Origin of the sequence: Actinoplanes sp. GCM10030250, assembly GCF_042666575.1 — a bacterium.
In the GTDB taxonomy this organism is placed as follows: domain Bacteria; phylum Actinomycetota; class Actinomycetes; order Mycobacteriales; family Micromonosporaceae; genus Actinoplanes.
Genome location: NZ_JBHTDO010000010.1, coordinates 167,472 through 188,348, shown reverse-complemented (window position 1 = coordinate 188,348; position 20,877 = coordinate 167,472). Strand labels below are relative to the sequence as shown.

At 68.2% G+C, this 20,877-nt stretch carries 19 protein-coding genes; 6 read left to right on the top strand and 13 right to left on the bottom strand.

Annotated elements, in window-relative coordinates:
- Positions 1 to 81: 81 nt before the first annotated feature.
- The 4 genes from ACFQV6_RS16020 to ACFQV6_RS16005 all read right to left on the bottom strand — a co-directional run bounded on the left by ACFQV6_RS16020 (position 82) and on the right by ACFQV6_RS16005 (position 4,747).
- A complete protein-coding gene (locus ACFQV6_RS16020; RefSeq protein ID WP_378028267.1) occupies positions 82 to 1,023 on the bottom strand; it encodes a DUF4192 domain-containing protein in 942 nt (313 codons plus the stop codon).
- Between the two features lie 521 nt (positions 1,024 to 1,544).
- On the bottom strand, positions 1,545 to 2,558 hold the full coding sequence (locus ACFQV6_RS16015) for a DNA-processing protein DprA (protein ID WP_378028266.1): 1,014 nt from the start codon (positions 2,556 to 2,558) through the stop codon (positions 1,545 to 1,547).
- 261 nt (positions 2,559 to 2,819) lie between these two features.
- Positions 2,820 to 3,470 (bottom strand): GGDEF domain-containing protein, encoded by a 651-nt coding sequence (locus ACFQV6_RS16010; RefSeq protein WP_378028265.1) that lies wholly within the window; start codon positions 3,468 to 3,470, stop codon positions 2,820 to 2,822.
- Between the two features lie 116 nt (positions 3,471 to 3,586).
- On the bottom strand, positions 3,587 to 4,747 hold the full coding sequence (locus tag ACFQV6_RS16005) for a DUF932 domain-containing protein (RefSeq protein WP_378028264.1): 1,161 nt from the start codon (positions 4,745 to 4,747) through the stop codon (positions 3,587 to 3,589).
- A 534-nt stretch (positions 4,748 to 5,281) separates the two neighbouring features.
- Here ACFQV6_RS16005 and ACFQV6_RS16000 point away from each other — a divergent pair.
- Positions 5,282 to 5,845, top strand: a complete 564-nt coding sequence (locus ACFQV6_RS16000; RefSeq protein ID WP_378028263.1) for a hypothetical protein — start codon at positions 5,282 to 5,284, stop codon at positions 5,843 to 5,845.
- 115 nt (positions 5,846 to 5,960) lie between these two features.
- The gene (locus ACFQV6_RS15995; protein WP_378028262.1) at positions 5,961 to 7,700 is read left to right on the top strand and encodes a hydrogenase maturation protein; all 1,740 of its coding nucleotides are present in this window, start codon (positions 5,961 to 5,963) and stop codon (positions 7,698 to 7,700) included.
- 45 nt (positions 7,701 to 7,745) lie between these two features.
- On the opposite strand, the gene ligD is transcribed toward ACFQV6_RS15995, so the two are convergent.
- Positions 7,746 to 8,981 carry a non-homologous end-joining DNA ligase gene (ligD, locus tag ACFQV6_RS15990; protein WP_378028261.1) on the bottom strand — a complete coding sequence of 412 codons (1,236 nt, stop codon included), beginning with the start codon at positions 8,979 to 8,981 and terminating at the stop codon, positions 7,746 to 7,748.
- A gap of 189 nt (positions 8,982 to 9,170) precedes the next feature.
- On the opposite strand from ligD, the gene ACFQV6_RS15985 reads away from it, so the two are divergent.
- Positions 9,171 to 9,881 (top strand): hypothetical protein, encoded by a 711-nt coding sequence (locus ACFQV6_RS15985; protein WP_378028260.1) that lies wholly within the window; start codon positions 9,171 to 9,173, stop codon positions 9,879 to 9,881.
- Between the two features lie 195 nt (positions 9,882 to 10,076).
- Here ACFQV6_RS15985 and ACFQV6_RS15980 read toward each other — a convergent pair whose 3' ends face one another.
- From ACFQV6_RS15980 to ACFQV6_RS15970, 3 genes are all read right to left on the bottom strand, one after another.
- Positions 10,077 to 10,328, bottom strand: coding sequence for a hypothetical protein (locus tag ACFQV6_RS15980; RefSeq protein ID WP_378028259.1), 252 nt, complete (start codon positions 10,326 to 10,328; stop codon positions 10,077 to 10,079).
- Positions 10,329 to 10,356: 28 nt separating this feature from the next.
- Complete coding sequence (locus ACFQV6_RS15975) at positions 10,357 to 11,508, bottom strand: ISL3 family transposase (RefSeq protein ID WP_378028305.1); 1,152 nt, start codon at positions 11,506 to 11,508, stop codon at positions 10,357 to 10,359.
- A gap of 324 nt (positions 11,509 to 11,832) precedes the next feature.
- The gene (locus ACFQV6_RS15970; protein WP_378028258.1) at positions 11,833 to 12,786 is read right to left on the bottom strand and encodes a phosphotransferase; all 954 of its coding nucleotides are present in this window, start codon (positions 12,784 to 12,786) and stop codon (positions 11,833 to 11,835) included.
- Positions 12,787 to 13,593: 807 nt separating this feature from the next.
- On the opposite strand from ACFQV6_RS15970, the gene ACFQV6_RS15965 reads away from it, so the two are divergent.
- Both ACFQV6_RS15965 and ACFQV6_RS15960 read left to right on the top strand, forming a co-directional pair.
- Complete coding sequence (locus ACFQV6_RS15965) at positions 13,594 to 13,893, top strand: transposase (protein ID WP_378028257.1); 300 nt, start codon at positions 13,594 to 13,596, stop codon at positions 13,891 to 13,893.
- A 2-nt stretch (positions 13,894 to 13,895) separates the two neighbouring features.
- Positions 13,896 to 14,777 carry an IS3 family transposase gene (locus ACFQV6_RS15960; RefSeq protein ID WP_378028256.1) on the top strand — a complete coding sequence of 294 codons (882 nt, stop codon included), beginning with the start codon at positions 13,896 to 13,898 and terminating at the stop codon, positions 14,775 to 14,777.
- 192 nt (positions 14,778 to 14,969) lie between these two features.
- Here the strand turns inward: ACFQV6_RS15960 and ACFQV6_RS15955 are convergent, their stop codons facing one another.
- The 5 genes from ACFQV6_RS15955 to ACFQV6_RS15935 form a co-directional block, all read right to left on the bottom strand.
- A complete protein-coding gene (locus ACFQV6_RS15955; RefSeq protein ID WP_378028255.1) occupies positions 14,970 to 15,455 on the bottom strand; it encodes a hypothetical protein in 486 nt (161 codons plus the stop codon).
- Between the two features lie 144 nt (positions 15,456 to 15,599).
- The gene (locus tag ACFQV6_RS15950) at positions 15,600 to 16,454 is read right to left on the bottom strand and encodes a hypothetical protein (protein WP_378028254.1); all 855 of its coding nucleotides are present in this window, start codon (positions 16,452 to 16,454) and stop codon (positions 15,600 to 15,602) included.
- Positions 16,455 to 17,160: 706 nt separating this feature from the next.
- A complete protein-coding gene (locus ACFQV6_RS15945) occupies positions 17,161 to 17,820 on the bottom strand; it encodes a hypothetical protein (RefSeq protein ID WP_378028253.1) in 660 nt (219 codons plus the stop codon).
- 6 nt (positions 17,821 to 17,826) lie between these two features.
- Complete coding sequence (locus ACFQV6_RS15940) at positions 17,827 to 18,672, bottom strand: SAM-dependent methyltransferase (protein ID WP_378028252.1); 846 nt, start codon at positions 18,670 to 18,672, stop codon at positions 17,827 to 17,829.
- Positions 18,673 to 19,238: 566 nt separating this feature from the next.
- Positions 19,239 to 19,805 carry a hypothetical protein gene (locus tag ACFQV6_RS15935; protein WP_378028251.1) on the bottom strand — a complete coding sequence of 189 codons (567 nt, stop codon included), beginning with the start codon at positions 19,803 to 19,805 and terminating at the stop codon, positions 19,239 to 19,241.
- 582 nt (positions 19,806 to 20,387) lie between these two features.
- On the opposite strand from ACFQV6_RS15935, the gene ACFQV6_RS15930 reads away from it, so the two are divergent.
- Entirely contained in the window at positions 20,388 to 20,729 is a 342-nt protein-coding gene (locus tag ACFQV6_RS15930) for a hypothetical protein (protein WP_378028250.1), read from the top strand.
- Positions 20,730 to 20,877 lie beyond the last annotated feature (148 nt).

Genomic DNA, 20,877 nt, shown 5'->3' with positions numbered 1-20,877 from the left:
AAAAGGGGATCGGTCGGCACGAAGACGGCGCGGCGGTGGCCGGTGTCCCGGTATGCGGAGACACCGGCCCGCTTCGTGCGGTTAGCCGAGGAGCCGCTCGACGGGGAAGTCCTCTGGCGGCGGCCAGGGCAGCTTCTCCGGTTTGAGCGGCGTGGTCAGGAAGGTGGCGATCAGCACGGACAGGGAGTTGTCCGGCGCCATGGTCGCCGCCCGGGTCAGTGCGGTCCAGGCGAGCAGAGATTCACGGCGGCGCCAGGCGGTCCAGGCGACTAGGTTCGCCGGCGTCGTCACGTACGCGTCGGGGACCCGGCGGGTCAGATCTCGCCACAGGTCGTGCTGCCACTGCTGATCTGTGGTCGCTCGCCACGCCGCGACAAGGCCGCCGGTGATGGTGAGCGCCACCGCCAGGTGCGCGGCCTGCTCGTCGGTGAGCCGGTCGCCGGATCGTGCGATCGCCATGCTGTTGTGCACGACGTCGACAGGATCCGGCAGCAGCTCTGGCAGAGCCGCGAGCGACGCGGTGATGCGCTCTCGCGCGTCGGTGTCGACGGCGATGAAGTCGTCGACCGCCTGCCCTGACGGCAGCGCAACCAGGCCGCGGAAGGCCATCTCCGCGGGAAGGACACTGCTGTCAGGGTCGAGGACAGCCCCACCGGCTGGCGTGCACGGGCAATCGGCGACGAGGCAGTAGTAGCGGTCACCGCAGACCAGCAGGCAGTGACCGACCGGCACCGCCGTGTGCAGCTTGTCGGCGAGCTCGATGAGCTGGTCGCGGTCCGACAGCGGCCCGTATCCGACGACGTACGCCGCGCCAGTAGCGGTCGTGGAGGCCATGGCGATGGACTGTTCGACCTTGACCGACAGCGGCGTTTCCCGGTCGAAGGCCACAACGTCGGTGAGCCGGTCATCAGGGTTGACGAACACCACGATCACGCACTGGTCGAGGTGGGCTCCGACCACGTACGGCATTGCGGCGAGTAGATCGGCGGGGCCGCGGGCGACAGATGGCGCAGGTTCGAGCATGTGATCACTCCAGGCATCACAGCGGGCTGCGGCCCTGATGCGCAGACTGCCCGGTGTGTATCGCGATCGGGAGAGGCCTCCGATCGCGATACACCGGTCCGGGCCGGGCGCGGGGCCGCACTGACCCCGGGCGCGGACCTGCCCTGACGGCCCAAGGGCAGGCCAGGACCAAGCCCCGGGCGGCCACCAGCAGCCGCATCGCAGTCCAGCGCAACAGTGGCGTGGCCGCTCCAGGGGTGCGGTGTCCTGGCCGGCCCGGGACGGGGCCGGTATAAGCGCTTGCGGGCAGTGACGGCCACCGTCCACCGAGGCGGTCGCGACGCACGCCACGACTGAGTAACCCCTGAGAAGTAGTTCACCGATCCCGGCCGAAGCAGCCGGCAGCCATCGCACCACTGGACGCTGCAACCCGCGCCAGGCGGCGCGCCCCTCGCCAACCTCAACTGAGCAGCACGCTTGAGATGTCTCAACTGAGCAGCACGCTTGAGATGTGACGTCCACGAGCCGGCCAGGGCGACTCCTTAAGTCTGGCGCCCATCAGCTGCGGGGTACTCGCGGGCGAGCCAGATGACGTGCTGGCCGATCTCCTCGAGGACGTCGTCGACCGACGTGACTACCTGGGTGGCCGGATGGCGGCGCAGCAGTTCGTGACATCCCTGCGACAACACCGAAGTGACCGGGCCGGGAACGATCATCGCCGGCCGGTTCAGATCGAGAGCGCGATTCAGCATCTGCCTGGTGCCGCTACGGGGCGCGGCTTCCAACACGACAGTTCCTGCGGTCATTGCGGCGACGATTCTGTTCCTCAGCAGAAACCGATGCCGCAGCGGCTCGGCACCTGCCGGCCATTCACTGACCAGTAGGCCACGGTCGGCAATCAGATCAAACAAGGCGGCGTTGCCAGCGGGATAGGGCCGGTGCAGCCCGCAGGCGAGCACCGCGACGGTCCGTCGGCCCGGGGCGGTCAGCGCGCCTCTGTGCGCGGCTGCATCGACGCCGAAGGCGCCCCCTGAGGCAACCGTCCATCCACGTTCGGCCAGACCGGACGCGAAGCGGCCGCTGATGTGAAGGCCGTACTCGGTGGTGGCCCGTGCGCCGACAATAGCCACGGAGTGGGCTGACGCGTCGCTTAACGGCCAGTCGCCCCGCACCCACAAACACAGCGGCGGCATGGCGTTGCTGTATCTGTGGCGAGCTGCGTCTGCTGTCACGGTTGCCAGGTCGTCGAGCGGTGCGGGCCATTCGCTGTCAGACGGTGTGACCAGCCGTATGCCCGAACGGTCCGCGCGCCGCATCGCGATCTCGGCGGCTCGCCGGACGTCGACCACGCGGGTGCGGGCTGTGATCGCAGCGCGCAGGTCGGCGTCGTCGATGTCACCGGCAAGCAGGCGGTCCAGGGTTGCGGTCGGACCGGTCTGCTGAACCATCGACCAGATGATGTTGGTGCCGGGGTCAGCGAGCCGGGTCAGCGCGACCCGGGCGAGCCGGTCCGCCTCGCTATCGGCCTGGTTCATTTGCATGACGTGCTGAGTCATATCGACCTTCGTGTGGAGTGAGCAGGGGTGGGATCGTGGTGCGTTCATGGCTGTGGCAGTACCTGAGTCGCGGGCGGCCTGATGCCGAGCCGGCGGTGCTCGGCGCGGGCCGAGGGTCAGCGGCAGCGTGTTCTGGCTGCGTCCGCCTTGTGTGATTGGCGCAGGCCGACGGCACTCGTCCGATGCCGAGGCGGCGCCGGAAGGGGCCGCGTTCTTGCAGGATTGGGACGGCAGAGCAGTTGCGATCTCTGGACCGGCGGTCTACGTCTCGCTGTTGTCGCGGGCCCTGCGACGGTCAGCCGGGGTTCGCGGGTAGGTCATCCCCGCCTCGAAGACGACCGGTCCGCCAGCGTGTTTGCTGTGGTAGAGCGCGATGTCAGCGCTGGTCAATGCGCTCTCCCACGGATAGCCGGCCGGTACGGAGACCAGTCCGGCGCTGCCGGACACCGTCAGCGGGCCGGACGGCAGATCAGCGATCGCCAGGTCAGCGGTCGCTGCGACGGCGACCGCCTCGGCGGTCGCGCTGGTGGCCGTGGGCAGGATGACGGCGAACTCGTCACCGCCAAGCCGACCAGCCCACCCGCCGTAGCGCGACGCCAGCTCGGCCAGGCGGTGGCCGAGCGCGGACAGGATTTTATCGCCGACGGGATGCCCGTGCCGGTCGTTGGCCAGCTTGAAGTTATCGATATCGACCAGGATCACCTGTCGGCCTTGCATGGCCGCGCGGGTGTAGGCGTCCTCGAGACCGGAGCGGTTCAGGAGCCCGGACAGCGGGTCGTGCAGAACCCGCTGGGTCAGCGTGTTGACTTGGGCGCGTAGTCGCCGGATGAGCGGTGCTGCGGCGAGACGTCCGGCGACGGCGCCGAGCAGCAGGCCGGTGAGGCATAGCACCGCGGCGGAGAACCAGTGCATGAGTAACGCCTCCACACGAAGACACGCGGATCCCGCGGCCGGGAGCGACCGCGGGATCCAGAAAGTGGATGAAAGCCGGGTGCCGGCGAGCTTGCTCGGCACCCCGATCGGCGGCGTCAGGCCATGGCAGCCTTGGCCGCGAGGTGCAGCGCCTGGCCGGCGGTGGTCTCCATCCGGTAGGCGACATCGGCGTCAGCAACGCTGCGCCCGAAGGAGGTGACCGCCTGCATGATCCCGCCGGCGCTCAGATCGGCGCCGGTGATGAAGTGCGCCAGGATCTCCTTCTGCTGGTCCTCGGTGTACTTGAGTTCCTTGCCCACGATCTTGATCGTCTCGTCGGGGCGGGCGACCACGATGCCGGCAGCCTGCTCCATCTCACGCACGGCTCGGGTGACGAAGTCGACGTCCAGGTAAGCGCGGACGGCGTCCTTGGTCTGCTCGGTGATCAGTTCGAGCAGCTTGCGCAGCGTCGCGGGAGATGGATCGATGATCCCGTCACCGTCGGTGATCTTGGCGCCTTTGTGGGTGCGGCTGAGCAGCGGCTTGTCGATGGTCTGGCCGTTCATGCAGACCTTGACCCGGATGAACGGGGCGAGGCTGTACTTCCCGAAGCCCGTCTCGGAGTTGGTGAGAATGAAACCACCATTGATGACGGGCAGGTCACTGCCGAGGCGGCCGTCGAACGGCGAGCGGTAGTTGCGCAGCAAGTCCGGGGCCAGGACCTCGATCTCGGGAGAGATGAACCGGACATACATGCGCCGTTCGGTGAGGTCGCAGGAGTCCACCTCGACGGATACGCCGGTGTCGCGAATGCCGTTCAGGACGGCGAGCAGCACGTCGAGGTTGTCCAGGCGCAGGAAACTGTCGGACAGGAACGCCCGAGCGACACCGCCGTCGTTGCCGCCGGCGGTGTGCCGTAGGCAACGCACGAGAAAGCGCCGGTGGTCTCGCTCCATCCAGGTGTTGACGTTGTAATCGAGCGCCGGCACGTTGTCCTCAGCCATCCGCCGCAGATAAGGCAGAGGGATGTTGAGCTTCTCACCGACCCCGGCGAGCGCGATGTCGCTGAGGGTGTAGGCACCCGTCGTCAGGGTGACGCCGTCGTCGCCGAGATCCGGCTCCGTGCCGTTGAGGAGCAGCATCCCGTCCTGGCAGCTCAGTGTGCCGGTGCCGGCGATCACGTCGATCGCGCGGGTGTTCCGGTCGTTCAAGATCTGCATCAGATGGGGCAGTCCGATGTGACGGTTCGGTGCAACGGTCAGAGTCGTCTGAGCCATGAGGCACGTCCTCCACGAACACAAAGCCACCACCGCGGCGGCAGCTGACGAGACGCACCCACCTCGAGCCGGGTCCGAGACGACCGGCGGGCGAGCGCGTGCTGGCCCCGGTGCCCGTGGCCGGCCCGGCCGGCCGGACGGCAAGGCAGAGGGCGAGGAGATCTCTGGCCGAAGGCCAAGATGTTTTCGCCCTGCCTTGCGGCCGGTGCCGGGCCGAGCCAACGTGCCCAGGCCAGCACCGCCGCGCCGCCGCGATCACGGCCCGGAACCGGATCCGGCCACCGTCGGAAAGAGCACGGTATTCCTGGGGCATTCGCGGCCGGTAACGGGACAACCGAAGACAACATCAGCCAATGGAAGACAACCGAAGACAACTATTGCCCACCGAACTGATCCGGCACAGTCGAATGCGCGGGAGAACGACAACGTCCGCGCATTCCCGTCATCCACTCCGGTCGGATGCCGTCACGGTTGATCCAAGGGAATGAGCAGACCGGTTCTCCCCACCTGCATCCTTTCAGGAAGGGAATTTCCATGGTCCGAGAATCAACACCTGCGCGGCGTTCAATTCCGGCGCGGGGCCTATTCGCGGCGGTCCTGGTCGTCCTGGCGGTGCTCGTGGTCGCGAGCCCGGCGTCGGCGAGCGTGTCGAAACATCACGGCAAATGGGCGAGTCAGGTCGCCGGCTGTCAGTCGAACTTCCGGATCGGCAAGACAGCCCGGCTCATCGCCGGTAACGGCGCCGACTACGGCTGGGTGGAGTGGCGGGCCAGCCGCACCGGTGCCTGCGCTGGCTACCAGTGGGTGCGGCTGCACTTCACCCGTAACCTCGGCTTCACCTCCAACGAACCCCACTACAAGTCGTGGCAGATGCAGTACAAGAACCGTCCGTGGGTGCGGGGTGCGGAGTCACGCCATCAATACAACCTGAAGGTGCGCGGCCTGCGGTATTTCAAGGCAGGAGACTACAACTCGCGGATCTTCTACGCGCCCAGCGAAAAGGCCTGCGCCACCCTCGAAACCTACGCGAACCGGCGGGCCGTGAGCCTGCGCATCAACGGTCAGGGACAGCTGCCCAAACTCAAATACTGCGCCTGAGAACGCGGCCGTCGAAACGGTGAACCGTCAAGATGCTGTTCGCCGCCGGGCATCGATGTCGCCGCACTGCACGGGTCGCCACCGAGGAACCGTCTCCGCAGGGTGAGGAGTGGTCATGCGTGTCCTGCTACTAGTCAGCGCTTTCAACGGGTTGAGCCAGCGGGTCTGGTGTGAGCTGCGGGCCGCAGGTCATGAGGTCGGCGTCCTGCTCGCGGCTGGCCAGCAGGAGACCATCGACGGGGTCCGGGCGGCGGCGCCCGAGCTGATCATCTGCCCGTTCCTCAAGCATCGGGTACCCCGCGCAGTGTCGGAGAACTACCGCACCGTGATCATTCACCCAGGGCCGGTCGGCGACCGCGGCCCGTCATCGCTGGACTGGGCGATCGGCGAAGGCGCTACCGAGTGGGGCGTGACCGCCCTGCAAGCGGTCGACGAACTGGACGCCGGCCCGATCTGGGCGACCCGCACGTTCCCGATGCCGCATCCGCCGGTGCCCAAGTCAGCGCTCTACAACGGGCCGGTCGCCGACGCCGCGCTGCAGTGCGTGATGGAGGTGATCGTCAAAGGCGCAGATCCGCAGTTCGTGCCGGTGGAGCAGCACCGGTACCCGGTGCAGATACCGGGCGCCCGCCCGCGGCCCGCTATCAGGCAGGCAGACCGGGCCTTCGACTGGAGCCAGACCAGTGCGGAGATCGCCCGGATGATCCGGGCCGCTGACGGGACGCCCGGGGTCCGAACCGAGATCGCCGGGCTCACGGTGCACGCCTTCGACGCGCACCCGGGCCAGCAGTTCCCGGCCACACCGGGCCGGCTGCTGGCCCGCCGAATGGGCGCAGTTCAGGTCGCCACCGGCGACGGCAGCGTGTGGCTGGGGCGGCTGCGCCGCGCCGACGCCGGCTCAAGGTTGGGCATCAAGCTGCCTGCCACCAGCGTGTTGCCGCGCCAGCCCCGGCAGCAGCGTCGGCGAATGGCGCCGCCGCTGATCAGTGCCGCCCCGCTCGCCCGCGGGCACGGCCTGCCAGACGGGCTACGGGAGATCACCTACCGGCCTGCGGGGGCGATCGGCTGGCTGACGATCAACTTCTACAACGGGGCGATGTCCACCGAGCAGTGCCGGCGGCTCGCCTCAGCGGTGCGGCACGCCGCGACCCAGGACACCCGTGCCCTGGTGCTGACCAGCAGCACCGAGATGTTCTCCAACGGCATTGACCTGAACAGCATCGAGGCTGCCGCCGACCCCGCCGCGGAAGCGTGGGACAACATCCAAGCAATCAACACCGTCTGCCGGCAGATCATCGAATGCACGAGCCAGCCGGTGATCACGGCGTTCGCGGGTAACGCCGGCGCCGGCGGGGTGATGCTCGGACTGGGCGCAGACGTGGTGGCCGCCCGGGCCGGGATCGTGCTCAACCCGTACTACGACATCGGCCTGTACGGCTCCGAATTGCACACCTGGACACTGCCGCGCCGCGTCGGCGTGGAGCCTGCACAGCGGCTGCTCACCGATAAGCTGCCGGTCACCGCCGAGCAGGCCGCATCGATGGGTCTGGTCGATGCGGTCGGCCCGCGTCACCCGGAGGCATGGATGCGGTGGCTCGCCGAACTCGCGCACCGCCACAGCGACCCCGTCACGGCACAACGGATGTGCGAGGCGAAGCAGGCGCGGCAGAACACCCAGCCGATGCCGGTCGCGGTGTACGAGCTGCGCGAACTGGCCGAAATGAGCCGCGACATCTTCGACGACCGCAGCGGCTTCGCCGCCGCTCGGCGTGCTTTCGTGTTCAAGGCCGCGCCGCGCATACCGGATCAGCTGCGGATGCAGCCCGCCACGATGATCGGCTCGCGCATGGGATGACGGCGACGGAGCCGGTCTGGGCCGGCCTCGCTCGGGGGTGGGCGGTCAGGCGGCGCCTACGCTGCGGGCCGGCGCGGCATCGGCGGGGACCAGGTCGGCCATGTCGACGCCCGCTTCGGTGAGGAGCCGCTCGACGGTGGCGATCGCCAGACCGTCGGCGGTGTTGTCGGCGGGCACGTTGATGAGCCGGTAGAAGTGGTCGCGGCCCCGACGGATGGCCTCGACGCGCCATCGCCGGTCCACCGTTTCGAACGCTCCTTCCACGGTTTCTTGTCGCTGCGGTGCCGTTCGCGGCGGAGGTGGAGCAGTGGCGGGGTGGTCGTGGCGGCGCGCGGCTCGGGGTGGCCGGTCGGTGCGGAGGCCACGCCACGCCGAGTGTCGCAGCCGCCCGTCGGGGGTCCAGTTCCGGAACGCGACTTCACCGACCAGGACGGGCTCGACCCAGTGTGCGTGCCGGGCGTGCTCCTGTGGCACGTCGGCGACAGCGGGAGTGGCGCGATGCAACGGTTTCAGCTGGTCGCTGAGCTGGCGGAGCATGACGTCGGTGAAGCCGGTGCCGACGTGTCCGGCGAACGTCAGCTGATCGGCCTGGTCGTAGACGGCGAGCAGCAGGGAGCCGATGGTGCCGGCCCGGCGCCCCTCGCCCGGCTTCCAGCCGATGACGAGGACTTCCTGGGTACGCACGAGCGGCACTTTGGTCCAGTCGCTCGAGCGTTTCCCCGGCCGGTACGGGGAGCCGAGCCGTTTCGCGACGACACCTTCGAGCCCGCCGAGTTCCGCGGCGCGCAGCACGGCGTGGCCGTCCTTGTCGACGAGATGCGGCGGCGTCCGCACCGCGGGGCTGTCGAGAGTGAGGCCGGCGAGCAGGTCGCGGCGTTGTTCGTAGGGCAGGTCGAGCATGGATCGGCCGTCGAGCTGGGGCAGGTCGAACACGTAGTAGACGACCGGCACCGCGGTCAGCAGTGCCTCAGTGGGCCGGGCGACGTGGATGCGGTTCGCCAATTGCGCGAACGACGGCCGGTCACCGGGGTCCAGGGCGACGATCTCACCGTCCACGACCGCGGTGTGCCCGGACAGCAGGCGGCCGAGGTCGCCAAGTTCGGGGTAGTTCGTGGTGATGTCGTTGTGGTTGCGTGACATCACTCGTACCGCTCCGTCGTGCAGGTATGAGACGGCGCGTACGCCGTCGTACTTGAACTCGAACGCCCAGCCCGCGCCAGCTGGCAGCGCACCGGCGGCGGCCAACATCGGCGGAATCAGATCGGGCAGGGCTTCGGTCACCCACTTTGCCTACCCGACCTGGCAGCCAAGGTCACCCGCTCGGACTGAACTACGCGCGTGTAGTTCGCGAAGCTGCCGTCGTGCCGGCGCTGACCGCGCTCGCCCGTTGGGGGACCACGGTGCTGGATCGGTGTGGACGCGGCAAGTAGCGTTCGGTGCGACCGGTAGTCGACGGGTCGCGGGGTGATCATGCGGTGGATCATGGGGCGGTTCAGGCACTGGCGGCTGTCCGCGGAGCTGGGGGACTGGCTGCCGGTGATGGCCATCCTGGTCGGGTACGGCCTGATCCGCATCGCTGTTACGGCCGCGGTCGTGTATCGCGGCGGATGGCCGACTGAGGCATTGGGGTGGAGCGGCGCCGCTGGCAGCCTGGCGGCGGCCGGACAGGCGGCCGCAGTCGCGCTGCTGCTGCCGGCCGTGCGACGACGACGGCCAGCGCTCGCCTGGACGATCGCGATATTCGGAGTTGGCATCGCGCTGATCGATGCGGTGTTGTGGGTGGTGCTCGGCAGTGCTGCTGCGCCCGGCGGATACGCGTGGCAGCTCGTCCTGGCCACAGCCCTCGCGGTAGCCGCCCTGGTGCTTTGCCGTACCGGCATGCGGTGGATGTCGTCCGGCTCGGGCTACGACCTTCGCCGGGTCGAGAGGGTTCTGGTGCGGACCGGCGGCGTGTCGATCGTGCTGGCGGCTTCGGGCGGCATCTCGGCGGTGTTGGTGGAGCAGCCGGTGTGGGCTGATTGGCTGCTGCGGCTGCTCGCGGTTGTCGGAGCAGCGGCCGCGGTCAGCGCCGTGATTGCCGTGCTGGCGTTGGTGCTGGAACGGGTGCGTAGGCAGCGCGGGGCCAGGGTCGCGGACATGTACCGGCAGATTTCCGATGCTGCGGAGCCGGCCGATCGGTGACGCTGACGGCCCGGCGCGGTGTAGGAACCCGAAACCGGCCAAGTGAGTGTGGTCGGTCGGGCTGGGTGGCCGGGAGAGTTGTACCTGCGCCTGGGACGCGGCTCGCGGCGGTACTGGGCGTATCGAGTTGTGGCGGTTGATGCCATGATCCTGTCGGCCGTTGGTGCTTCTGGGCCTGCCCGCCGGGTCGATGGTTCAGTGCTGCGGGCTGCGGTCGTGACGCAGCCGGTCCCACGCGCGTCGCGTCTCGAGCACCTGGCCCAGTGACTCGTGTAGTTCGCGGAGCACGGCGACGTCCGCTCTGGTCCACTCGCGGATCCGAGTGCCCGGGTCGAGGGGGACACCGTGCAGGAGCAGGGCGGTGTGCGCGTGAGCGAACCGGCGTAGCGCGGCGATGTACGCGGTGCGCGCCAGGGGCGTCTGGCGTTCCGGCCGGCTGGTTCCCACGGAGCTGATCGTACAAGCGTGCCAATCATCAGGTTTCTGTGGGTAGTTGAGTAGGTACTCCGCCGTGGCAGAAGTGGATCATTTCGATGAGGTTGTCGAGGTCGGCGTAGCCGTGGGCGCGGCGTTGGATCAGGCGGATGCCGGCGTTGATGGCTTCGAGCAGCGAGTTCGACAGTTGCAGATCGATGGCGTTGAGGACGCCGTCGCGGTGGCGGCGCAGCCGTTTGGCGAGGGTGACGAAGGCGTTGATGCCGCTGCGCCGGGCCCTGTTCGTCCAGCGGCGCAGATGCTCGGCGGCGTCGGCGGCCGGTACCTGGTAGAGCCGGCGGAGTTCCTCTTTCAGCAGCCAGGCGCGGTGCAGCCGCGGATGCTTGCGGCGCAGTTGCTCGATGATCGCGGCGCGGGTCGGGTCGTGTTTCTCGCCTGGCTGGCGCAGGGCGCCGCGGACTTTCTGCCAGGTCTGGGTGGGTGTCATCGTGTCCACGCTGATCTTTACGCCCTGCTCGCGGCAGGTTTGGTAGGCCAGATCGAGGGCTTCGCCGGCCCATTTGATGACGTGGAACGGGTCGAGGCAGACCTTGGCGTGCGGGATGTGGGTGATAGCGGCCTTGCGGTAGATCGGCGTCATGTCCATGCTGACCGCCTCGATCCGGGCCCGGCCGTCTTCGCCCAGCGACGCCAAGAAGTCTCCGAATACGTGCTGGGTGCGGCCTTCGCCGACGAACAGCACCCGGCCGGTGTCATGGTCGGCGACCACGGTCAGGAACTTACGGCCCCGGCGGTAGGCGATCTCGTCGACGCCGATGCGGTAGAGCTTGCTGAGCCGGTCGCTGTCGAGGTGGACATCGACCAGTGCGCGTACCAGGGCGTCGACCTTCGCCCAGGTGGTACCCAGCAGCTTCGCCACGCCGGTCTTGGACATGCGTTTGACCAGCCAGCAGGCCATGTCCTCGAAGTCGCGGGTGAACCGGGACCCGGGCCGCGCCCAGGGTGTCCATTCGGTACGGACCCGTCCGCATCCACGGCAGTCGACCCGGCGGATCTCGGCTTCGATCACTACCGCGGAACGGCCGAAGTTCAGGTGGCGCCACCTGCGCCGGGACCGGTCATACCGCGCCCGGCTCGTGCGACCGCACGGACAGACCAGCATCAACGATGTCAACCGGACCGAAACGACCATCACGGTCCCCTCGAAACGTACGCCCTCGACGACCGTTGCCTTGAAACCCAGAAGACGGTTGATAACCGTAGCGGCGCGCACGTGGATCCCTTGTTCAGCATGGCTTTAGACACCTGCCGAACGATCGGGACATCCACTGCGCGCCGCCCTTTTGTGCGTTAAGGCCCTAAATCGGACCCACAGAAACCTGATGATTGGCACAAGCGTTCGAAGTCGTTGTCGCTGGTGACAGCGTCTCTGGTGATCAAGATCGTGTGACTTTCGGTCTTAGCTGGCACTTTTCTGCGGTAGTTGGCACCGCTGTGACTGCCGGCGGTGGTGGCATCAGTAGCCGCGGAGATCACGACGTCGTGATGTCGAAAAGTCGGCGATCAGGCGGGTCACCAGCGGGCGCAGCGCAGCTGATCTTGCGCGGCGCCAGGTGGAAATGCTCGGATTGAAGGTGTCCGGGACCGTCGCGGCGCGAATGCACCACATCCCGGCCAAGCCCACGACGAAGCGCGATGCCTCAGCGGGCAACGAGCACAACAGCCGATACGCGCGTTCCGTTGCCGCTTGCTGACCGAGGGAGTGTCCGGTGGCGACCACGTCCGCCGCCATCTGCGCGAGATCGATCCACGGGGCGCCGGCCGCCGCATATGCCCAGTCGAGCAGTACCGCCGTTGTGCCTTGCTCGTCGACTGTCGTGTTGTCGAGACGGAGGTCGCGGTGGACCAATGCATCGCCTGTCGTCCAGTGGTCCCACCCGGCCACCATCTCGGCCGCCGGCTCCGCGTAGGCCGCTTCCCATTCGTCGCGCGTGCCGATCTCGAGCAAGCGCGTCCAGCCGTCGAAGTCGAAGATGCGTTGGGACACTGGCGGGAGCATGTCTGGCGCCCGGTGCCCGTTCGCTGCCCGGCATGCCTGGGTGACAGCCGCGATCGATGCATCGGTCCATGACGCCTTCGTCGCGCCGGGCGCCCAGGTGGTAGCCAGTGCGGCCCAGGACCCATGTTCGACGGTCGCGAGGCGTCGAGGCGCCGGCACCGAATTTGGCAGGGCGTCCAGGATTCCGGCTTCCTGCAGAATCATCTTGTGGTTGTGCGCCCGGACCTCGGCGGACACGGCCTTGACGAAGACCTGTCGCCCGTCGGCCAGTTGCAGGCCCGCTGCCGGCCCGGGTGACATGCCGCCGTGCAGATCCTGGTGAGCGACGATCGTTGTGCCGAGGGCCTCGGCGAGCGCAGTTCGTACCGGCTCTGGGGTGTCGGCCCACGCGGCTCGGGGTGTAAACGTCACGCCGCATCATATTCCGGGCATGCGCGCCGCCCTTGGACGTCGTCAGTCCGAGCGCCGGCTCCGGCAACGCGCCGGATGCGTCGAGCACATTTCGGTCGACGTCTCTGGCTATCGCAGTTCGGCTCCCACCTGCCCATGGTGGTCACGACCGCGCGTCGACGGCAGTGACCGTTTGATCGGTGTATTGGTCGCTGGGCCAGCACGTCCACCAGGTCCCGGCGAAATCCAACGCCAGCAGCAGCCGAGCCTCCGCCAACGACTCGAACCCGTGATGCCGGCCCGTGCTCACCAAGAACTGCAGGCCAGGCCGATGTCGCTGGTCACAGGCCCAGCTGAAACGGCGTACCGGCTCACAACCCGCCGACGGCATCGCCCCAAGATCGCGTACCGGGCTCGACACCGCGCCGCCGTCGTACCGCCACGAAGCCGTCCACCGCCGAGACCAATCAGACCGTACGTCCAACTCCCCGCGGACCTGATCAAGTCCACCCAGCAGCACAGCCAGATCGGCCCAACCGCACGCATCCGACCAACTACCCGGCGCCAACGGCACCGGGCCCACGTCCAGGTCAACGCTGCGCTCTCTGGCAGGCACACCAGCATCGAAACCTACGCCGACCCACCGGTCACCCCAACCTGCTCCCCACGGGTGACTACACCACCGAAAAAGCCGTACCAGTGCCACCCAGAACCGAAAATCGGTGCCAACTATCGCCGAAACCCGGCGCAACGCAGCAGTTCACTGCCGCTGGTCTGGGCTTCCCCTCGTAACGTGGAGACATCGCCTTAAGGGATTGGTGATCGGCGATGGCGGAGACACGACGAAGGTTTGATCAGGATTTCCGAGATGGTGCGGTGCGGTTGGTCCGGGAGACCGGCAAGCCGATCGCGCAGGTGGCCCGGGACCTGGGGATCAAGGACGGCACCCTGGCGAACTGGGTGAACATGGACCGGCGGCGCCGGGAGAATGGCGCCGGTGACGGGCTGGGTGAGGACGAGCGGGCCGAGCTGGCCCGGCTACGTCGGGAGAACGCCGAGCTGCGGATGCGGTGTGACGTACTCAAGCGCAGTCTGGCCCTCTGGGTCGAGGACTCGATGGGCCGGTAGCCATGGCCGGGTTCATCGCCGTTCAGAGGGCACAGCACGGCATCCCGTACGCGGTCTCGTGCCGGGCACTCGGTGTGTCGCCGGCCTGGCTGTACAAGTGGCTGCCCGGCGACACGTCGCTGCGCCGGGCCCGCCGGCAGGCGCTGACCACCCTGGTCGTCACGCTGTTTAACCGGCGCAAGGGCCGTTACGGGTCCCCGCGGATCACCGATGATCTGCGGGCGATGGGCTGGCGGGTCAGCGTGAACACGATCGCCAAGATCATGGCCGAGCAGCACCTGGCCGCCCGGCCGAAGCGTCGCCGCCGCAATCTCACCCGGCCGGACAAGTCCGCGCGTAAGGCGCCGGATCTGCTCAACCGGAACTTCAGCCCGCCGAGCGAGCCGAACACGGCGTGGGTCGGTGACCTCACTGAGATCCCGTGCGAGCAGGGCAAGTTCTACCTTGCCACCGTGCTGAACCTGCACTCACGCCGGGCGGTCGGGTTCGCCATGGGTGCCCACCACGACGCCGCCCTCGCGACGGCCGCGTTGCAGGTTGCGATCGCGGTCCGTGGTGGTGACGTGGCCGGGGTGATCTTCCATAGTGATCAGGGCGGGGAATACACCGGCAACCTGTTCAAGGCGGCCTGCGCTCGGGCCAAGGTGCGCCAATCGATGGGCCGCACCGGCTCTGGCCTGGACAACGCGGTCGCCGAGTCGTTCAACTCGACCCTGGAGTTCGAGCTGCTCGCCGACGCCGGCCGCTACGCCACCCGGGCCCAGGCCCGCACCGCGGTCGCCGCGTTCATCGACGAGTACAACCACGACAGACGGCACTCGACCGCAGGCCGGCTCCCGCCGGCGGTCTACGAGGCCCGGGTCCGTGCCGAACGGGTGGCATGAAGATCCAGAGAAGGAGGCGGCTACGCCGCCACTCTTCCCAGACCATCAAGATCTAAAAACCTCAAGATCAAAGTCTCTACGGTTTCAGGGGATTGCCAGTCAGTGCCAGCGACGGCCGAAAGTCACAGATCGTTGGCCGACGGAGACGCCGCCCCTATTGGCGCGGATGCGCCGGGAGTCGTCGTTTCACCATCAGGGTGCCCGTTGCATAAACAGCGGGCGGTGGGCGTCGGGGCCGTCTGGGTGGTCGTATCGCCGCCACCCTAATGATGCCCAGAACTCATCGGCTTCCTGGCTGAATGCCAGCAGCCGACGGTCCGGATACCGAACATGAAGTCCTAGCATGATTACGGTGCCGAAACCTCGACGCCTCTGCGACTGCGCCACCTCGAAAAACCCGATCTCGAGTGTCGTCGTGCCGAGCTCAGGGGTCGCGTAGGCCTCGTCGATCACCACTCCCGGTTCAAGATCAAGGCGTGCCACTTCAACCTCACCGAGACGAACTTCGAGCAGAATATAGGGGTCCTCGGGGTCGAACTGATGACGCCACCAGTCGCGGCTGAATTCGTCGCTCTCGGCAAACGGTTCCCAGCCGTATCGGTCTTCGTCCGGCCCCGGTCGCTTCTCAATGAAAACGAATTCCACAATGCGGATCTTATCCAGGGCCGCCTTGTCCAAGCCGTATCGACAGCTGACCCAGGTGTGATGTCCGAACCGGGTGATCGCTGCGAGTTCGCCGACAGTGGTGTGGCGTCGGCGGCGGTTGTCCGCGTGTAGGGCGACGCCGCAGCCGAGTCGCTGAACCCCCAACGCCAAAGTCGGTCAGGTGGCTCGATCGTTGAGTGCTGCCCACGGGCTCGACGCTGGTCGGGTCTCAAGGTTTCCCCAGTGTCCGTTCGCAAGCGGTTCTGGCAAGGTGGATGACGGCGCGAGGCGGCGAGCTGGCGGCGGGACAATCACAGGCGGTCGGTAGTGCAGAGTGAGCGTGGTCGAGCGGGGGCGTGCAGCGCTACCCCGCCCGCTGGTCTGCACGTCCAGCTCCTGCCACTTCAGACGGCCTCGCCCTCGTCCGAGGCCGTGCCACCGGCGGCCGGTCACTTGCAGGGTGAGGTCGGCTCCGGTCCATACCTGCGTCGAGACGAGCACCGTACCGCGCTGGCGGGCTCGGGCCTGCAGCGAGCGGATGATCGCGGCGGCAGTGCCGACCGGTGGTTGCACCACGACTATGTCCACGCCATCCAGGAGTGTGGCGACGACGGTCGGCCAGTCCGGGCCCGGCTCTGGGACCAGGGCGAGGTGGCCGAGTGGAATGCTGTGGTCGACGCTCGCGCATAGCGCGCCGAACGCGGGCATGCCTACCACAGCGGCGTACGCGCCGGTGTCTTTCAGCGCCCCGGCGAGCAGGACCATGATCAGCGATGTGGAGCCGACCGCGGCGACGGTGGCGCCGCGGCGTATCCCGCCCGGCCAGGGCATGAGCTGATTCAGATCAGGATGGGTCGGGACGGCGCGCGAGGCGTCCGGGGCAGTAAGCGCCGCTTCCGCTGCTGTCTGTACCGGGCGCGTGAGCAGGGCCGTGGCTCCGCGAGTCTGAGCGGTCGCATTGACCCGATCCAGGGCGGCGCGCCCGTCGGCGGCACCGCTGATGCGGCCGTCGCCGATCCAGGATGTGTCCACGCCTGCTCCCGCGTCTCACTGTGCTGCGGGGAAGGGCAGCCACCTGCGCATGTGCGAGCCGATTCGCGGTCGTATCGAACATGCGTACGACTATCAGAGTAACAAATGCCGGTGGGGCTGCAAGACGCTGATCGTCGCTCGTGCCACGTCGTGATGTCGTACTTGGTGTCGCTGCACGGTGACCGCCGGCTTGGCGCAGCAGCACATGACCGACAGGCGATGGTGTGGGGCCGGCTGATCATGGACGCCCCTTTGCGTCACGTGCCGGAGGGCCGCTCGACGTGCCGGCTTTACCGATGTGGGCACCTCAGCCTGCGCAGTAAGCGGCGGTGGCGACTAGCTCGAGGTCTTGGTCCCTGGGCATGGTTGCTAACTCGGAACAAGGCTGCTGCTAGGCACAGAGTGGTTCCGGACCATTCCAGCGCGGTGACGAAAACATTTATGTGCTCGTGGGCTACTGCGAAAGTGACGGCGAGGCCGGCCATGGAGCAGCCGGCCGCTAACGTTCCTGCCGCCAGTAGCACCATTGCGGCGATACACACCGTAAGCCTCCGTCGCACGGGCTGCATATCGATCCTCGTTGTGCGTATTGGGATGGGTGACTGCCCGGATTGACGGTCCACCTGCGGGCTTGGGCCGAGGGTGGCCCGTAGGTCGCAGGTGAGTTCGTTTTCGGTGGACTCGCCGATGTCGTCACCCGGCTGGGTTATATGTCGGGGTGGAGTTCATCGGACGTCCGGTGCGGGGGAGACCGACGGGTGGTTGACCTGTCGGTGGGTTGGCAGCGGATGTCGTGGGTGTGCTGGCGGTGGCCGGTGATGGTGTCGCGGGTCTCGACGAGGAGCAGCCAGCTGAAGGTGGCCGCGAACAGCACGGTGAGGGCTGCGGGGACGGCTATGGGGTTGTAGACGGCAGCGGCGGGCACGGTGGCGCACGCGGCGCAGAGATGCAGCCTGATGAGCCAGGTCGCGGTGGTGGCCAACGCAGTGGTGGGCTGGTGGTGTCGGCTGCGGATGGCGATAGCGGCGGTCACGGTGTGGGTGAGGGCGCCGAGGGTGCACCACGCGGCTATCGCTGCGATGGCGGCGGCAAGACCGGTGTCGTGCGGGGCAGCTTCGGTGGCCAGCCAGATGAGGAACATGGCGGGCGCGGCGTGGAAGCCGGCGCTGACACCGTTCTCGATGGCACGGCGGGTCAGGCGGCGGTTGGGGCACGGTTGGGCGGATCGCCGCGAGGCATCACGGCGCGGCGTGATGGCCGCCCGGGGGCGGGCGGCTGTGGGCGGTGCGGTGGTGGCAGAGGTTGCCGGTGGGGCGGGGTGGATGAGGTCATGCCACAGGGCCGGCTGGTCATCATCGGTGGTCATGGCGGGTTACCAGGGTTTGCGGGCGACGCCGCCGTAGACGGGTGCCTGATCGTCGGCCGGTGCTGGTGGGTCGTGGGGGTCGTGGTGCCAGTGGCTGACCGGGGTGAGCCCGGGTTTGAGCATGTGCAGGCCGGTGAAGAACCGGCCGATCTGGGTGCGGGTGCGGCTGGTGAACCCGTCTTTACCGGGATAGGCCGTGTCGGTCTGCGCTGTCCGGGTATCGGCGGGAAGCAGGTCATAGCTGACGTGCGACAGCACGAGGAAGCTGCCGGGGGCGAGCGCGCGGAGCAGGGTCCGGACGCTGGCGTAGGCCTGCTTGTCGTCGACAAGGAAATGCAGGACGGCGACCAGGAGCAGCCCGACCGGCCGGGACAGGTCAAGGGTGCCGGTCAGCTCATCACTGGTGAGGATGGCGCCGGGCTGGCACAGGTCCGCCTGCAGGTAGGCAGTGCGCCCGGGTGGGGTGCTGCTGAGCAGGGCGCCGGCATGAACCAGCACGAGGGGATCGTTGTCGACGTAAACGACGCGGGAGTCCGGGATGATCTGCTGGGCGATGTGGTGCGGGTGCCGGTCGGTGGGCAGGACGGTACCGATGTCGAGGAACTGGTCGACGCCGTGGCGTTGGGCGAGGTAACGCACGGCACGCGCGGCGAACCGGTGGTTTTCGCGTGCGGCGGTGACGATGCCCGGGAACCGGGCGGCGATGGCGTCGCCGGATTGGCGGTCGGCGGCGTAGGTGTCTTTGCCGCCGAGCCAGTAGTTGTAGCGGCGGGCGGGGTGCGGCCGGGTGGAGTCGATGGGCGGGTGCGGCGGGAGCGGCTGCCGCAGCGGGTCGCCTGGCTGGTGACTCATGCGGGTGCTCCGGTGGTGGGGCAGTCCGGCGCTTTGCAGTGGCTGCGGTGGTGGGCGTGCAGCCAGAAGTCGCGGCCGCTGATCAGGACCACGCACAGGTGGGGTCGCCAGGGTGAGCGCCGCCATCGGGTGTGCTGGCTGTTTAACAGGTCGGCGGCGTCGGTCAGGGTGGTGGCGGGGCTGACGAATTCGTGGGTGCCGTCGGCCCAGTCCCGGCGTATCGCGTACACGGTGCCCGAAGGGGTCGCGCCGACGGTGCCGGCGGGGGCTGGTGCGGCGGGAGCGGGCCGGCTACGCCGGGGTCGTCTGGTGAGTCGCATCATCGGGACTGCTTTCAAGGACGTAGTGACGGGTTGGGATCCGGGCCGAGCCAGGCCAGGGGCGGGCGGTTGTGGCTGGTGTGTGGTCGTGCGCGTGCCTGACGTGGCCGGGTGCAGGGGTGGGCGTGACCGGGCTTCGGAGGAAGAGGATGTTCGGTCACGCTCACCGGGTCGCGCCACCGGAGGCTGGGGGTGGTGGCGGGAGGCTTCGCCGGGTGGACCGGCCGTCGAAACGGTGTGCGGCGGTCAGTTGCCGTTGCTTCTGGTGGCAGTCTTGTCCGGGGTGTTGACCATGCTGGTGGTTGTCGGCTGGCAGGGGCAGTCGCGTCCGGTTGCCGGGTCGAGGTCGCCGCCGATCTCGCACCGTGGGGTGAAGTTGGTCAGCGGGGCGTAGCCGTCAAGTGCTGCGTACCGGACCGGCTGCCATGCGGTCACTGTCAGCGGGATCGCCGACGAATCCCCGTACTCGTGCCGGTCCTCGCGTTCGATCAGTTGTGCGGCCCACTGTTGAGCGTCCTGGACCTGCGTGGCTGTGTGCAGCTGCTGGTTCATGTCGTCGAGCAGCAGAAACGCGTGGTCGTCGCCGGGTGTCAGCAGTACCCAGCAGCCGTGGGAACGGTCGAAGACGAGCAGCCGGGTCAGCCACCTGCGGGTACGCCTGAGGTCGGCCTCGTCGGACAGCACGATCTGCCGACCTGACAGCCGCGGCGGTCGCCGGGTTCCGGCTGCCGGTTCGGTGAAGCACTCAGCGTGTCGGCGCGTGTCGGCGACGGGGGGCACGTTGGTCGTGGTGGTGTTCTCGGTACTGCTCATGGGGGTGAAGCTCCCTTTCGGTTAAGCGGATCGTGGCCAGGGCGGAAGCGGTGGTGCTGCGGGCGCCGCGACTGATGCACTGGTAGACGCCCGGGTGCTGGGGTGGGGGTGAAGCACGGCGGCTGGGCCTGCCCGGTCCGAGGGTCGTGTGGGGCACTGCGCAACTCGAACCGGGCAGGTGCGTGTCTGTTGTGTCTCGTCCGGCGCGCCGGTGGCTCGCATTTGGGCCGGCTCTGCGCGACGGCTGCGAGGCGGATGGGCCGGTGAATTTCGGTCACCACGTTTGGTGCGTTTCGGCGTGGCCGAGGCGATGGGGGCGGTAGGCGCAGACAGGGCGGTGGCGCGAGGTGGTCTCGGCGTCCGGCAAGTAGCGGATCTTGGCCTGGCCGGGCAGTAGTGAGGCGAGGGGGTGTGGCGGGCTTCGTCGCGGAGGAGTGCGAGGTCCGCGTGGCGGCGGTAGCCGTCGAGGATCCGCAGATAGGTGCGTAGGACGGTCTCACCGGTCGGGTTTGCGCCGTTGACGTCGGGACGTCGTCGCCACAGAAGCCAGGCGGGGCTGATCGCGTCTGCTGCGCCGGTGCAGTGGCCGCTGTCGTGGAGGCAGCCGGCCACGGCTGCCCGGATCAGGAGGTCGTCGCTGGGCCGGTTGAGCTGCAGGTAGGTGGTGATGAGCTCGCAGCGCAGCATGACGGATTCCTCGCATTCGCCCTGCTGGTGCAGGACTTCGGCGAGCGTTTCCATGGCGGCGAGCAGCCGGGGGTGGTGGTCCTGGTGGAGGCGGCGGGCGGGGTCGTACGCGTACCGGGCGACGTGGACTTGTCGGTGGCCGTGGGTGAGTGGCGCGTACAAGGTGCAGGCGCCGATGAGGATGGGGTTGCCGGGCACCCTGGTGAGGTCGATGCCGCCGAGGTGCCGGCTCAGTAGTTGAGCCGCGGCCGCGGTGCGGCCTTCGGTCAGCAGCTGACGTGCTGTGTCGATGGCGTGGGGCAGCGCATCGAGGTTTTGGCGGAGGGCCGCGGTGGGGGCGAAGTACGGCGGGAGGCTCACTGCGGTGGGCTGGCGGAGTTGCTGG